We start from the raw sequence: 13301 nt of genomic DNA, 5'->3' as shown, positions 1-13301 counted from the left end.
TTGTTGAGCAACAGCTTGCCTGAGCTTCAAAGGTGGCTACTTTTAGCTGCGCTCATTTTTTAGTCTAAACTACAGTATTGAGTATTACTTACTCGAACTGAGCAAGAACGATTTCCTTGTCAGGGAAATTAGCTACTAATTTTAGACTCCCACCAAGAGCTTGGATGTAGCGAGAGAGGGCAGATACTTGAAGATCATCTAGGTTCTCCAAATCAGAAAAAGTAGGATCGACAGCGCTGATGTCTTTTTCTATATCTTCCTCTGTGTACCCCAACGACTTTTGAAGTTCTAAAAGGGTAAGGTGGAGTAAGGCGAGTTGAACTCGCGTTTCAATCTTTGCCCTTCGCTCTGGCGTCATCCGCTCTCGTAATACACTAAAAGGCTTTGTTCTCATATCTCATATCAACTTGTGTCCACTTTCAGGTCCTTCTGGTGGTGAGGACTGTGCAATTTACAGAAATGCTTTATTCTGATATCAACCCTTCTTCCCTAAGCTCTTCTAACAGTTGGTCATAGAGCCGATCTGCTGTCGGTACATTTTCCTCATACCAGCGATCGTTACCAGTTTTGTTGCCTCCTAAAAGGAGTACCGCAACCCTCCGGGGATCGAAGGCATACAAAATCCGGTATGGCTCCCCTTGATGCTGTACCCGAAGTTCTCGCATACGTCCGTGACGAGAGCCATTGATACCTGAACTGTGAGGAGAGCGAAGATTCGTTCCTTTTTCTTCTAGAAGCCGAACTGCGAAAGCAATAGAATCTTGCGTTTCTGCATCAAGTGTTTCCCACCACCGCTCGAATTCGTCAGTGAACTCAATCTCCACCATGTTATTTTCCTTTTTTTTGTTAAATACGTTCTGTCTGGCGCTTGAAAAGTTGATTCAGTAGCTCTAGCTGGAGCTTGAAGAGTTGATTCAGGTAAGTTAAGGCGTTTCAACCTATACATACATTTGTTTCCTATGTTAAGTATCAAAATTTACAAGGTTTAGAGTTTCAACTCTGAGCCTTACCATTCATATTACACTATATATTACAGTCAGAACAAGCTCGGTATCGATCGATATTTGGCATTGCTAAAGCGAGAGGATAAAATCCGCAGAGACAACCCCCTCGTTGTTTCCCGAAACTCTGACAACGTAGGCACGAAACACGACCCTTACGCCAAAATCATCCAGCCTTCAGGAAGGCTCAATATTTTTATTCACAGCATTTGACTTTTCTAAGACTGCCATCCTCCTTAAGGTCTAAAATTTCCACCTTAACCGTTTGTCCTTCAGAAAGAGATTGTGCTTTTTTTGGTTCTTTTTCAGTTAGCCTGATAGTTCCCAGAATTTCATATGTCACCTTGTTTCCTTTTACAGCAGTAACTTTGGCTTCGACAATTTGACCCACTGCAAACTTATGACTGCCGATCGCCTTAGCAATTTCAACTTGTCTCGCTGACTCTACAACTGGAGTCAAAACTTCTCCAATCGGCCCCGCTTCTTTGTAGTAACGCATCAAACGAGATGCCCAACCTAAAATTTGCAGCAAAGTGCTAGCATCCCCTTGAAATCCTTTGAGACAATCACTACAAGCTTTGTCGATGCTGCGGTAATAATCTGTGGTTTTGCCACTGTGTCCGATTTGTCTGCCATTACCGACAAGGGTTTTAAGATACTTGAAAAACCTGGAATTGGCATCAGCTTGATTTTGATTAACTGCATTGCGGAGATAGGCGATCGCCTTTCCCAATTCATTTACATCAGTTTGTTCTTTAACTAAAGTTTGAGCGATCGCGTGGGCAATTCCCCACTGTTTTTCGGTCAAAGATTCTGTCACTAATTCAGTATTCGACATCTTTAATACATTCCTGTTGGAGGTTCGCGATCGGTCGGATATTTCAACACTTCAGCTAGTTGTTGCAATTGAGTTGCTTGCACTAAGCTAGAATGAGCAGCTTGAATATTTTTTTGCATAAATTGTTGCAATTTTGTGCCAGTCATGCTGTCAGATTCTGGAGGATTGTAGGAGGAATAGCGATCGCGCAAATCTCCCTTATTCTGCAACACCCTTGCCGCTGTGACTTCCACAGTCATTGTTCCCATGCCGATCGGCTTCCCGCCGCCTACCTTGAGCGCGATCGGATATTTGGGATCTTGCCCCAACACAATCAAAAGCGTTCCTAACTCTGCTGCTGTTAAGTTTTTGAATTGTATCTGTGTTTTGAAAGTATACTCTTTAGCCGCTTGCTGAACAGTAATGCCTTGATTTTGACCTTTGTCGATCGCCCGAATTGTGTGATAGTAAAACTTGCGCCCTGCTACGTTGCCTCTTGCGTCAAAATATGCTCGTCTTTGATCGGGACGGGGACGATATAAAGATGGCATAAATCCCGTAGCAAAGCCCGTATTTTCGCATTTAGCATCGCTGAATTCAATTAGCCCTTGCCAATCTAAGGCACCGAATACTTGACTTGCCGGACAGAGTTCTTGTTTATTTTTACATGGCAAGCGTTCTTGCGGAATTTTATCTCTGTATCTTGATGTAATTACTGCTAAAGTGCTGTTAGTAATGGCTTCGTATGCTGACCGGATGCAGCCTTTGAGAGAACTACCTTGAATTGATAACTTTTGGTCAATATTTTGAACCATTGTTTTGATTAAGGGCACGCGACTGCCTATGTCGCTACCCATGACAACTACGCCTGTAGAGACGTGCAAAGTAGTCTGAACTTTCAAAGTTAGAAACAAAGTTCCGTGCAGGCGATCGCCCAAATATTGGTGATGTCCTGCCGGAGGACTTTTTGGCGGTCGTTCCTTGGGGAAACTAATTAATTCATAAGGTTTAGGTTCTCCAGTTTCAGCGGGATTATTATTAGAAACCGGACTACTAGGCGGCGGTGTAAAACGTCGGGGCTTGGGTGGGAGATTTGTAGTCATGTTAACTCCTGACTGTGAGGGCGACAAAATGAACGGTAGCAGTTCTTTTTTCTTGAAAGTATCGCTGACCTATGCTAATATTGTTAGAGACAATCTTTTCATTCTTTTCTCCTTTATAGACAAAAGTTTTAGGAAATTGTGGTTCGTCAAGGGGGTGAAAGTAAGCCGTGCGATCGCAAATTTGCCACTCGCAATCTTTATCGATCGGCTCAAATCCTTCTAAATCGGCTTCAACTCGACTCAGGAGTAAGGCTTGATATGCACTTCCCTGCTTTTTCCAGCGCAATTCGCGATCGGCATTAAACATTTGCCCTTCAAAACCGGGGAAAAACTCTTCGGGCAATTTCATACACATACCGCTGACTGCGTGGGGCGATCGCACAAAATAATAACTTTTCTCAGTTGCTAATTTGTCTAGCAAATTCTTAAGTTCTGCTGATGAGGAAACTTGTTTAAAACCAACATATCCTGTCATGCTGCGGCACCTGTTAAAAGCTTACTCCAAGCACAAACTGCACATTTAAATAAATTCGGTACAGCAGTCTCACCGTCGCCTTGCCATTTTAGCTGCACTCCAAAACCTAAATCCATCGGTTCAGCAGAAATAGGGGTTTGTTCGCGATCGGGTTTAGAAAAGCCATAACTTGCAGCTTCTTCAGTGTCTAAAAATTCTCCTGCACCCAGCAAGAAATTGTGTCCCCATCGACCGGGTTTGAGTATTTGTTGAATTTGGCGATTATCTTCATCTAATTGACAACCGGGATATTGAACTACGGCTTCGTTATATTTGACTGTCACCGTCCCCAAACCGCGAGATTTGGCAAAACCGATACCAAACCAGCCATCATTTAAGTCTCGCAAAACTAAGCCAATCAAGCCTAATTGTGCTAAGGAAAAGTTTTTGAGATGTATTTTAGTGCGAAATTGTCCGGCGGTGCAGACTTGGTAGTTAAAGGGCCCAACGGCTACGGAACCGAAAACGCGATCGATCGCGACTCCATTGCGTTCTTGAATTTTGAGCTGTTTCTTATCAATTGGGTGAGCATCTTGGATTCTAACTCTGCTAGCAATTGAAGTGTTGCCGAAAATGCGATCGGTAAAAGAAGAGAACTTGTAAATATCGCTGGATGATTTATTTTTCAAGTAATCATGCTTGTCATTCAATGGATCGTTAGCCCAGAGAACTTTCGGATCATTAGGATTACTATCTCTTCCTAGGGTTCGGACAATTCTCTCAGCATGAGCGCGAATAGCACCTTTTAAACTGCTTCCCGGTAGATAAATTGACTTCCCTCCTGCATGGTAAGTCTCGACAAATTCCATATCTGGTTTAGTCGGATCGGCTCCTTCTTTACCAGATTTGATCAGAATCGGCCCGTCAGGAATGAGAGTTAAGTCAATGGTACAGTGATTGACAAATCGTTTGTGCATAGTTGAGTAGGTCGAGAGATGGTTGGGAATTAAGCGGCTACTAACTGATTTAGCTGAACTTCACACTGTTGGAAAACATAGTTAACGGCAGCAAATAGTGGATCTAGCTCTTCTATTAAATAGCGGTTAATATTTTTTGTAAAAACTGTTTCTTCCAATTTACCAAACTCCCAATCCTTGCCGTTGGAAACAATACCAAAAATTATTACGTGAAGTTCATTGTTAAGTCGCTGTGCTGCAAACATTTCAGCTAGGCACTGCGCCCAACCTTCATCGAATTTGTCTTGCTTTGCCTCAACTAATAGAAAATAAGGCTTACCAAACACAAATTTTCCTAAAGGGGAACGTTTAGTCAAAATATATTCAGGAAAACCACACAAATTCTGGTCATAAGTAAGAGACTTATGGCTCCATAAAACAAACTTAGTATAATAAGATTTCCAGACTTCTTTGAGAATTGGATAGATCAAATTTTCGCACACAGCAAACTCTGAATTGTCCACAACTGCTTCTCGCATCATAAATGCTAAGTCTTCCCGAAAATAGTCAGGGATACTAAATTCAGTTTCTCCCATAAAATTAGCTTCAGTGTAAGTAATCTGAAACTCTTGGAGAACTTCACCGATATCTTTATAATTGCTGAAACTCATATTGACCTCCTGTGTGGGATGTTTAGTTTTAGCCTTGAACTATTTGAGTTGGAGATGATTGAGAAGTGTTATTTTTCAGTAGTTTATCGATCAGCTTTTGTACCCACTCATCTTTATAATCAGCCGCATCTTCATAAGCCGTTTCATCTCCCCTCACTAACTTTTTTAAGTATTCTAACAAAAATTTAGGATCATTTTCGACATCAATCCAGCGCATTTTATCAATTTCTAGTTTAACCACACCTAAACCGCGCGATCGCCCGCCTCCGAGAGGTATTTGTCCGGTTTCAAATTGATGCAAACCAATCATTAATAAACCCAATTCCCAATCCTGAGCATTTTCAACTACTGCTTTAAAATCAAAAGGTGTTGCGGCGGGGACAACTTGGTAGTCGTAAAGTTTGCCATCTGCGGCGGTTTCTGTGTCTCTGTCAATGGCTACTCCATCTCGTTCTTGATATTGTCCGAACCACGCATCGGGTTGTACGGTTAAGTCGCGGACTTGAAATTTGCTGGCTATCCAGGGAGTGCCAAATAAACGGCCAATATCATCGGTTATTCCGATAAGTTGTTCTGTTAGCTCAAAGTCATTATTTTTGTGTTCATCTTTTAAATCTTTGACTTGCTTGTTTTTAGTTGAGCTCGTATAGTTAGCCGGATCTTCAGCTCGATTTGGATCGATACCTCGGAGGAAGCTCTCTAAGCGCGATCGCAGTGCACCTTTAAAGCTCGAACCGGGAATTAAAGGTTGGTCTAAAGCATCTTTGATTACTGGTAAATCGGAGCCAATTGGTTCGGTAGATCGACCTTTACTAATGCGTAATGCCGTTACAGTTGTAAGTTTTCCTGTGATTTCCAGTCTATTTTTGAATGTGTCAAACATAAAGCTATCAGGGGTTATTATTGACATAATTATGCTCTCCGTAGTGGCGTAAATATAGAGTGCGTTCTCTAGCAATACAACTTACACGCCTATCTTTGGGCAGATCGAAATGGTCAATATCTTTATGCTTGCCCACATAGCGTCGCAGCCGAAATATACCATCTTGCTTCATTGCACTGATACCATCTTTATGATTTTTTAGCAGACAAGCTGCCCTAGCTAGATTTTCTTGCAAGATAATTTTTTCATGAGCTGGTTTAGCTTCATAATCATCCAGAAAACTCTGATGATATTCTAACTTGGGAAATTGAAGCGGTTTTTCTTTTGAAAGCAGTTCTTTTTTACATTGCTCCCAAAGTAGCTGACCCCATGCTGATACAGTCATTTCTTGTCCATCAACTAAGATCCATTCTTGAGGAACTTTTTTAGCTTCTTCCCAAGATGTAGATATTGCCCCAACCTCCATCATTGCTAGTTGAACTTCGTATGGCTTAATCTCTGACACATCAACCTTTACAGGAAGCTTGGGAATTTTGATTAATTGATTAGACCCCTCGAATACATAAATAATTTCGTCAGCATAAAACATTCCGATTGTATTGAAATAGCCTTGCAAAGGTTTGAATCCACCGACGAGATTAAAGCAAATCGTGTATTTGCTCTTTTGCCATGTTTTAATAGTTTCTTGCATTGAAGGAAATAACTTAGCCATCCCTTCTACAAAAATATCGCTGCTAGCAGTAGAAAGTCCACGCTGAGCATGAGTGCTGATATTAGTTAATCCCTTGCGCTTTAAGAAAGACTCAACTATTTCAGCGGCAATTTGACCTTGTGCTGTGTCGGTAGTAACTAATAAGTGCATATCTGGTATGCCCTGTTCTATTTGCTCATTGTACAAACCATAAATACCATTTAGTTCTGCGCTAGCTTGTCGGATTTTATCGGTATCATCACTGTACAGTTCTTTTTCGGCTCTTTCCTTTAACTCTGAAATAATTTCTTCAATTTCTGGATAATGTTGAATTTCATTATCGGTATAGTTGGCCGTTTGCTGTAGTCTTTCATAGCAGCCATTCTCATCTATATCTCGATATATCTGGTTAGTTAACACGCTAGTACCAACAGTGGAAATTACAAGTCTAGCCATAATTTGTTTCTCCTAAATAATTGCAAGTGGATGACTAAAATTGACCTTTATTTTTGTACACTAGATAGCGAGCGCCATAGCCTAAATAGCGACGGGTAAGCTCTATCCAAATCTGATTAAAAAAATCTTCGGCTTTGGCATTTCGGGCAATATCCTGAGCAGTAGTTTTGATATTTCTGTCAATGTCATGAATAATTTTTTGAGCTAAAGAGTTTGGTCCTCTCCCCCACTTTTTATCGCGACCTACTTGATAAAGTAAAAAGTTTTTGATCACTTGCGTGCTTTCAGTTGTGTCAGCAACTCTTACTAAATTCCGAAATTGTGATTCTTCTAAGTCATTGTAAGAACTTGTATCTTCTAAGGCAGTTTGAATGTCCGTGACTAACTTATCTTCAGCTTGGCGAATTCCTTTTTGAATTTTGAGTTGTTTTTGTGGATCTAGTGATTCGCTCATACGGCATTCTCCCGAAATACAAGGTGAAACTGATTGCAAATTTGAATTTGTCCAAAACCTTCGCAAGTTCGATCGCCCACTCCTCTTACTTCCAAATCTCCCAACACGTTATCCCATATCTCCCGTTGATTTGTACTGAACAAATAAACCGAGCCTTTGTTGGTTATTAACTCTACATCTTTCATCAATCCCCAAGCCGCATTCCAGCCAGATAGATAATCGTAACTGCTGTACGCTGCTTCCAGTTTCAATGATGAATCTTCAACTTTGGCAAATTGCTGCAACATCTTTTCGGATATTACAGTGGTGCGCCGCCAGTTTTCGGTGAGGATGGCGTCAGATTGCAAGTCGAGGGTGAAATATGTGCGATCGCCCGGTAACTCCTTCAACGGAACGCCAAAAACTCCCCATTTCTGCCAACGGTCTTGTAGGGAATTAGTAAATTTAGTGATTCTTTGCTGTACATCTATTGTAGCACTAACAGGCTCTTTTGCGGTAATTTCAACTTTTCCTAATCCTCTGGAAGTCGAACCGCCCAAGCGGAAGTTCTGATTTCGCAGTTGAATGAAGTTACGCAAAGATTCTGCTAAATCGTCCTCCAATAAAATTGCACACCGATAGCAAACAGGCTGCTGTTTTTTCTCCTGAGATTCGTTCAAAACTTGAACGCTGTAAAGTATTTCTTCTTCAGATGCAGCCCTGCGGCGATTGATGCCGACTCGCGTTAACAGGCGTTTTTTAGTTTTTAGGCTGTGATACTTATTCTTGAATTTACAGTAAAAACTAATGTCTGTCGAATCGACTCTCCCTCCGTCTTTCGGGCAATTCGGATCGTAGGGATATCCGTAACCTTCGGCACAAAAGCGATCGATTAAAGTATCGAAAACACCATAATTTTTGGGTGTAAAACCAGATTTATTTTTAGAACTTAGTGCGGTAGTGGGTAAAACTCCATTGTCTTCAAGTCTCGTTCTATCGATGAGCTTGCCATTAATTACTAATGCTGGGTAAGCATTTTGAAAAATTGCTGGATTTTCACTCAAGAATAAAGCTTGAAAATCGCCACCATTTTCGGTCAAATCGCTGAATTGATGACCGGATTCGTTTAAGATTTTAGCAGCCACAGCACCCCGAATCACCGTACCGGGAATATAGTCTACAGCTTCGCTAATCGAACCTCCCGCTTTCTGACGGGCGATCGCCAAAGCAGACAAAGCCTTAATTTCCAGTTCAATTCGCTGCATTTTTCCTTCCCCTCGCTAGAAAATCCCAATCCGCTTCAGTCCCTTCAAATTCCGGTAAATTTTCCCAACTCAGCCATCCCAAACCGGCAGATTTACTTCCACCCAGTGCGTGAATGTGTTTGAAACCAGCCAACATCAAAGGTTTCGCGTAGCTGGGGCAATTTGGCAACAGATGAATTTGACCTTCAAACCTCAGTGAAACATTAGGTGGAGAAGTCTCCAAAAAGTAGAGTTTTTTCTCTTCTGCGGTGCGGCGACGGCGATTCACTGTCACCCCCGGACGTATAAAATTTGCCAAAACTTCCGGGTCTTCCGTACAAATCAAATCGTCAAAAATTACCCGGGATGGCAAAACAGGATCGCCGAAAATTTGACTTATTAAACAGTGATAAGTCTCATCATATCCTGATACTTCGTATTCGCGGCGCTTAAATTTATCCGGTGCGTTTTCTCTGCGGATTACCATTTTTCCCGGACTAGGAGACTCGCAAATCTCCCAATCCAAACCTCTAGCAATTTTCTCGCATTCGTGGCGGAGGCGGCCTTTGATTTGAGAACCGGGAATTAACAAGTTGCCTTCTGCATTGCGGACGATCGGCTTATCTGCAAGGGAACCGGAGGAACCGCCCGCGCCTACACACAATGCCGTATCGATTACTGCTGTAAGTGTGTAGGTTTCAACTAAATTTGACAGTTCATTGAGAACAATCATGAGTCTACCTCCATATTTGCTAAATCTTCTGAACTTGATTCGGAATCTTCCTCTGATTCAATAAAATCGTAAATATCCAGAAGCTCTCGCCAGATGGTTTCATAAACTCTTTCCTCTAAATCGTACATCCAAGGTGCTACATTGCCTTCATTAGTTTTAGCTTTGCACCAAGCTTCTTCAAATTCTTGTCTTAATTCTTTATTTCCCTGCTTGAGTCTGGTTCGGAAATAGCGGTAATTGAGGATTGTTGTTTGTTTCCCTTGTTCTAGGAAACTGCGAATTTGGTAGAGTTGCGATTTGGGAAATTCAGCTTTTTTCAGCGCTTTGACAGACTCAATCAATCCGCCAATTTCGTGCAAGGTGTAAGGTGCGGCGTATAGCTTAAGTTTTTGAGGACTTTCTTTGGTTAATGCTTCTTTGCGGAAATCCTCGATGCTGGAGGCGATCGCAGTTACAGATTTCATCACCAAAAAATCCACTGTGCCTCCACAGTATCCGTGCTTTTTTAAAGCTTTAGCACGTTTTTTGGCTGACTTTAGCAATTGTTCGTAAAGTTTTTTTGCATAGTAAATCGGAGTTTTATAGTCGGCAATCAACACGCCGATCGATGTACTTAATTGACAATTAGTAGTACCTGCATTTTGACTTAAGTAGCGGTGACACTTACTGAGATCGATAGGTTTTTCTGATGGCTGAGTTTGATAGTCACCTTTGATTTCCACACCGGGTATCTGAACTTGTCTGAGCAAAATTTGTTCAAACTGTTCTCCGATGGTTTTGGCGATCGCCAATGCCCGATCTGCTGGTACAATCAAGATAATATCATCGCCACCAATAGTAATAATCTCAAAGGGATGAATCCAAGCGCCATCTTGAAGAGTCGATTCTGACTTGTTATTTCCATTAAGTTCGCGAGGTTGAAGATGCTCAGCTAAGGCTTGAAAAACAGCATATCTAGTAGCATTGTCAACATCTTCGCTAAATTCTTGATATTTTTGGGGAGTGCTAATTTTTTGAATGTAGCCACCCATGTTATTACCGTCGGCATAGATGTAGGCTACAAAGCCATTACTCACACTGCCAAGCTGAGTTAAAGATTGAGCTATTTCAACGTCTTCAAGCTTGTTGTCGCCACAGTATTTCTGAAGTTTTTCGCGATGGTTTTCTAAGAAATCCTCAAACTTGTCAACCCAACCTTCAATGACATCAGCAGCTTCTTTGTTTGTGTACCAATGAGTTTCCTTGGGTTTTCCATGCTTAGCCCGATCGCCCGCTTTGCGTTTGCGCGCAGAAACCTCCGAAAACCAAGGATTGCTCGGAAGACCTTTTTCATTGGGATTGTCGGGATTGTCTGTAGCGCGGGTAATAGCCGATCGGCGATCGGCCTCATCCCTTTGTAAATAAGGGTGCGTTTCCAACATCGGCGGGTAGCGGCGGCTGAGGCGATTTTCAAATTCATTCCCACTGCGCCGCTGATTAAAAAGCACAGCCAATTTAGTAGTTAATTCATTAAAACTCTTGCGATTTGCAAACGCCTCTTCCACACAAGATGGGTCAGCAATACAGGGTTCGTTTGGCTGTTTATCTAGCTTACCAAAATAAGCCTCAACCAGCGGATTTTTATATTCTTGGCGGTATCGATCGAGCCAAAAGGTTTGTTCTATCGGGTCTCGCAGCAAACCAAATCGAATTTCTAAAAGCTTAAACGTATCTCCAACCGCGCATGAATTAGCAGTTATGGTTTCAAAGGAATAGCGTTTTTCAATAGCATCAGTTAACTCATTCACAAAAGCTGCTGGGCAGAAAGCTAAGATATTTCCGCCCGTAGAATAGACAATCATTTCAGGAATCAAAGCTTCTGAAAGCTTGGGTTCACCCGGAAAGTTTTCATCCAACCAATCTCTTACTTCTTGAAAGTGAAACTTGTAAAGGTTGGATTCAGGAGTTTTGTTAAAAAAAGCAGGCAAATCAACTAAGTTTATCCGATCTATAAGTGCAGATGCACCGCGAATATCTGGGAGTTTCGCCTCGTCAAAAACATACTGCTTAATCTTAGTTGCACCGCCGTAAACTAAGCCAATTTTTCCCGGCTGATTCCACAAGTTCGGGTATTTATTTTGCAAATCAGTAATTGTTTCGGGAAACTCTTCTCTGGAAATCTTTTCTGGAATAGCGAGAAGTTCCCGAACCCGATCGACAATCTCTCTCACATTTTCCGGCACTTCCTCCCCAGAATTCAAAGCCCGTCGCATTTCCTGCAACACGCCGATCTCAAATTGAGGTTTGCGTTTATCGCCCCAAGCCAGACACCAAGCAATACCAGTCGCGATCGAACTCCAACAACTTTTCATATGCAAACCACTCCCAATCAGGTTTAACAGCCCCCAGATTGCCTCAATAATTGGTAATTATTCAACCTGCAATTCCATCTAATTTCCTATTGTCACCTAAATTTTCCCGAAAATCACCAGCCCGAAAAATAATCGCCCAAATCCCCAAACAACCAGCCACTCTCGCAACTCTCATAACTCCCCCAACTCTCACCACCAAAGATTTTTCTGAGGCGACTTGCCCTGCATCTACCCAAGATGACAGCAAATAAGGTAAAGTAAACGGCACAAGAGTCTAGAACTCTCCAACGACCGCAACTGAGCAAACCCGCCCCTGACCAGCAAAACTGGCCGATACAGGCGGCATTAACCGCTAACTGTCAACCTCTAACAACCGAGAAAAATGCAAACCTACTACTACGTTTTAGCCAGCCAACGCTTTTTGCTAGAAGAAGAAGCCCTAGATGAAGTGTTTAAAGAAAGAACTCGCAACTACAAAGAACAAGAAAAAGAAATAGACTTCTGGTTGGTCAAACAGCCCGCTTTCCTAGAAGCACCGACAATGGCAGAAGTTAAAGCAAAATGCCCTCAGCCAGCCGCCGCTATTATTTCTACCGATCCTGTCTTCATCACTTGGTTGAAACTGCGATTAGAATATGTACTGACAGGTGAATTTCAAGCACCATCACCAACTATTCCCGATGCCCTTGCATCCCTACAGACAGCATGAATAAACTTGCCCAAAATTCGACCAAACAACTAACAGAAAGTAGGAGTAAATTGTACAAATTTATTTTGTCTCTACCCCTATTTTCTGCTACCTCGATCGCCCTTTTTGCCTTGACAATTTTATCGAGTTCTGTTAAAGCTGAGTCTAGCTGCAAACCGCCCCAGTCCGACGAATATTTACTGTTAATTGTCACCCGAACACCCGAACAGCAAGAAAGAGCAAAACGCTCTTTCCCCGGAAATACTGACAACACAGTTTGTCGGTACATCAACGACACGGTGACGCGAGTTGGTGGCTTTCGCGACTCGCAAATCGCCGGCGATTGGGTTAAATACATCCAAGATGTTGTCGGATTGCAAGCTTACGTAGTACGATCGCCCGCAGCGGCACTACCCCAAAATTTGCCAGTCTACAACCCTCAGCCAGCACCAGGTTCTGAACCAATCACCAATCCTCCAACGGGCAATCTTGCGTTCAATCCCCGACCCCTGGGCCCTGGTTATGCAGTGTTAGTAGATTACTTCAACCAACCGGAATTAGCCGCCCAAGTCAGGGAAGCATTAGGCACGCAAGTAGGCTTAGCTTCCTACGGCCAGCGTCCCTTTTTATTCGTCGCTTATACAACGGATCAAAACGCCGCTACTGCTGCTGTAAAAACATTGAGCGATCGAGGTTTTTGGCCGATGTTAGTAGACAGCCGCCGAGTTACCGTAATTGCTCCCGCTGTTCGCTAAAAGATAATCTACCCCCACGATTATTGGGAGCGTGAAATCACTACTACACCCAAAGTCCTAGCAGA

Annotated in this window: 16 protein-coding genes; 2 read left to right on the top strand and 14 right to left on the bottom strand. The window is 42.4% G+C overall.

Features of this window, described 5'->3' with window-relative positions; genetic code table 11:
• Positions 1–88 precede the first annotated feature (88 nt).
• The 14 genes from QUA02_RS23045 to QUA02_RS22980 all read right to left on the bottom strand — a co-directional run bounded on the left by QUA02_RS23045 (position 89) and on the right by QUA02_RS22980 (position 12061).
• On the bottom strand, positions 89–394 hold the full coding sequence (locus QUA02_RS23045) for a transcriptional regulator (RefSeq protein WP_333031020.1): 306 nt from the start codon (positions 392–394) through the stop codon (positions 89–91).
• 70 nt (positions 395–464) lie between these two features.
• Complete coding sequence (locus QUA02_RS23040; protein ID WP_333031019.1) at positions 465–827, bottom strand: type II toxin-antitoxin system RelE/ParE family toxin; 363 nt, start codon at positions 825–827, stop codon at positions 465–467.
• A gap of 370 nt (positions 828–1197) precedes the next feature.
• Complete coding sequence (locus tag QUA02_RS23035; protein ID WP_333031017.1) at positions 1198–1839, bottom strand: hypothetical protein; 642 nt, start codon at positions 1837–1839, stop codon at positions 1198–1200.
• Positions 1840–1841: 2 nt separating this feature from the next.
• On the bottom strand, positions 1842–2921 hold the full coding sequence (locus QUA02_RS23030) for an RAMP superfamily CRISPR-associated protein (protein ID WP_333031016.1): 1080 nt from the start codon (positions 2919–2921) through the stop codon (positions 1842–1844).
• Position 2922: 1 nt separating this feature from the next.
• Positions 2923–3396, bottom strand: coding sequence for a hypothetical protein (locus QUA02_RS23025; protein WP_333031014.1), 474 nt, complete (start codon positions 3394–3396; stop codon positions 2923–2925).
• On the bottom strand, positions 3393–4352 hold the full coding sequence (locus tag QUA02_RS23020) for an RAMP superfamily CRISPR-associated protein (protein WP_333031012.1): 960 nt from the start codon (positions 4350–4352) through the stop codon (positions 3393–3395). The genes QUA02_RS23025 and QUA02_RS23020 overlap by 4 nt, the downstream gene beginning before the upstream one ends.
• Positions 4353–4381: 29 nt before the next feature.
• On the bottom strand, positions 4382–5002 hold the full coding sequence (locus QUA02_RS23015; protein ID WP_333031009.1) for a hypothetical protein: 621 nt from the start codon (positions 5000–5002) through the stop codon (positions 4382–4384).
• A 28-nt stretch (positions 5003–5030) separates the two neighbouring features.
• Complete coding sequence (csx7, locus tag QUA02_RS23010) at positions 5031–5912, bottom strand: type III CRISPR-associated RAMP protein Csx7 (RefSeq protein WP_333031006.1); 882 nt, start codon at positions 5910–5912, stop codon at positions 5031–5033.
• Positions 5893–7032 carry a putative CRISPR-associated protein gene (locus tag QUA02_RS23005; protein WP_333031004.1) on the bottom strand — a complete coding sequence of 380 codons (1140 nt, stop codon included), beginning with the start codon at positions 7030–7032 and terminating at the stop codon, positions 5893–5895. The genes csx7 and QUA02_RS23005 overlap by 20 nt, the downstream gene beginning before the upstream one ends.
• A gap of 34 nt (positions 7033–7066) precedes the next feature.
• Positions 7067–7486 carry a hypothetical protein gene (locus QUA02_RS23000; RefSeq protein WP_333031000.1) on the bottom strand — a complete coding sequence of 140 codons (420 nt, stop codon included), beginning with the start codon at positions 7484–7486 and terminating at the stop codon, positions 7067–7069.
• Positions 7483–8730: a type III-D CRISPR-associated RAMP protein Csx10 gene (gene csx10, locus QUA02_RS22995; protein WP_333030998.1), complete on the bottom strand. Its 1248-nt coding sequence runs from the start codon at positions 8728–8730 to the stop codon at positions 7483–7485. The genes QUA02_RS23000 and csx10 overlap by 4 nt, the downstream gene beginning before the upstream one ends.
• Positions 8717–9442, bottom strand: coding sequence for an RAMP superfamily CRISPR-associated protein (locus QUA02_RS22990; protein WP_333030997.1), 726 nt, complete (start codon positions 9440–9442; stop codon positions 8717–8719). Before QUA02_RS22990 ends, csx10 begins: the two co-directional genes overlap by 14 nt.
• Positions 9439–11793, bottom strand: a complete 2355-nt coding sequence (cas10, locus tag QUA02_RS22985) for a type III-B CRISPR-associated protein Cas10/Cmr2 (RefSeq protein ID WP_333030995.1) — start codon at positions 11791–11793, stop codon at positions 9439–9441. Before cas10 ends, QUA02_RS22990 begins: the two co-directional genes overlap by 4 nt.
• Positions 11794–11854: 61 nt before the next feature.
• Positions 11855–12061 (bottom strand): hypothetical protein, encoded by a 207-nt coding sequence (locus QUA02_RS22980; RefSeq protein WP_333030992.1) that lies wholly within the window; start codon positions 12059–12061, stop codon positions 11855–11857.
• Positions 12062–12175: 114 nt separating this feature from the next.
• Between QUA02_RS22980 and QUA02_RS22975 the strand changes: the two genes are divergently transcribed.
• On the top strand, positions 12176–12502 hold the full coding sequence (locus QUA02_RS22975; protein ID WP_333030987.1) for an MgPME-cyclase complex family protein: 327 nt from the start codon (positions 12176–12178) through the stop codon (positions 12500–12502).
• A gap of 65 nt (positions 12503–12567) precedes the next feature.
• Complete coding sequence (locus QUA02_RS22970; protein ID WP_333030984.1) at positions 12568–13236, top strand: hypothetical protein; 669 nt, start codon at positions 12568–12570, stop codon at positions 13234–13236.
• The last annotated feature ends 65 nt before the right edge of the window (positions 13237–13301 follow it).

This window comes from Microcoleus pseudofavosus SVA1_A4, assembly GCF_036700565.1.
Lineage (GTDB): Bacteria > Cyanobacteriota > Cyanobacteriia > Cyanobacteriales > Microcoleaceae > Microcoleus.
The sequence above is the reverse complement of the archived record's forward strand: the minus strand, read 5'-3'. Positions and strand labels throughout refer to the sequence as shown.

What these genes read in the sequence shown, in the direction of transcription:
- QUA02_RS23045 (WP_333031020.1), bottom strand. Translation starts at nt 394, where the DNA reads ATGAGAACAAAGCCTTTTAGTGTATTACGAGAGCGGATGACGCCAGAG.
- QUA02_RS23040 (WP_333031019.1), bottom strand. Translation starts at nt 827, where the DNA reads ATGGTGGAGATTGAGTTCACTGACGAATTCGAGCGGTGGTGGGAAACA.
- QUA02_RS23035 (WP_333031017.1), bottom strand. Translation starts at nt 1,839, where the DNA reads ATGTCGAATACTGAATTAGTGACAGAATCTTTGACCGAAAAACAGTGG.
- QUA02_RS23030 (WP_333031016.1), bottom strand. Translation starts at nt 2,921, where the DNA reads ATGACTACAAATCTCCCACCCAAGCCCCGACGTTTTACACCGCCGCCT.
- QUA02_RS23025 (WP_333031014.1), bottom strand. Translation starts at nt 3,396, where the DNA reads ATGACAGGATATGTTGGTTTTAAACAAGTTTCCTCATCAGCAGAACTT.
- QUA02_RS23020 (WP_333031012.1), bottom strand. Translation starts at nt 4,352, where the DNA reads ATGCACAAACGATTTGTCAATCACTGTACCATTGACTTAACTCTCATT.
- QUA02_RS23015 (WP_333031009.1), bottom strand. Translation starts at nt 5,002, where the DNA reads ATGAGTTTCAGCAATTATAAAGATATCGGTGAAGTTCTCCAAGAGTTT.
- csx7 (WP_333031006.1), bottom strand. Translation starts at nt 5,912, where the DNA reads ATGTCAATAATAACCCCTGATAGCTTTATGTTTGACACATTCAAAAAT.
- QUA02_RS23005 (WP_333031004.1), bottom strand. Translation starts at nt 7,032, where the DNA reads ATGGCTAGACTTGTAATTTCCACTGTTGGTACTAGCGTGTTAACTAAC.
- QUA02_RS23000 (WP_333031000.1), bottom strand. Translation starts at nt 7,486, where the DNA reads ATGAGCGAATCACTAGATCCACAAAAACAACTCAAAATTCAAAAAGGA.
- csx10 (WP_333030998.1), bottom strand. Translation starts at nt 8,730, where the DNA reads ATGCAGCGAATTGAACTGGAAATTAAGGCTTTGTCTGCTTTGGCGATC.
- QUA02_RS22990 (WP_333030997.1), bottom strand. Translation starts at nt 9,442, where the DNA reads ATGATTGTTCTCAATGAACTGTCAAATTTAGTTGAAACCTACACACTT.
- cas10 (WP_333030995.1), bottom strand. Translation starts at nt 11,793, where the DNA reads ATGAAAAGTTGTTGGAGTTCGATCGCGACTGGTATTGCTTGGTGTCTG.
- QUA02_RS22975 (WP_333030987.1), top strand. Translation starts at nt 12,176, where the DNA reads ATGCAAACCTACTACTACGTTTTAGCCAGCCAACGCTTTTTGCTAGAA.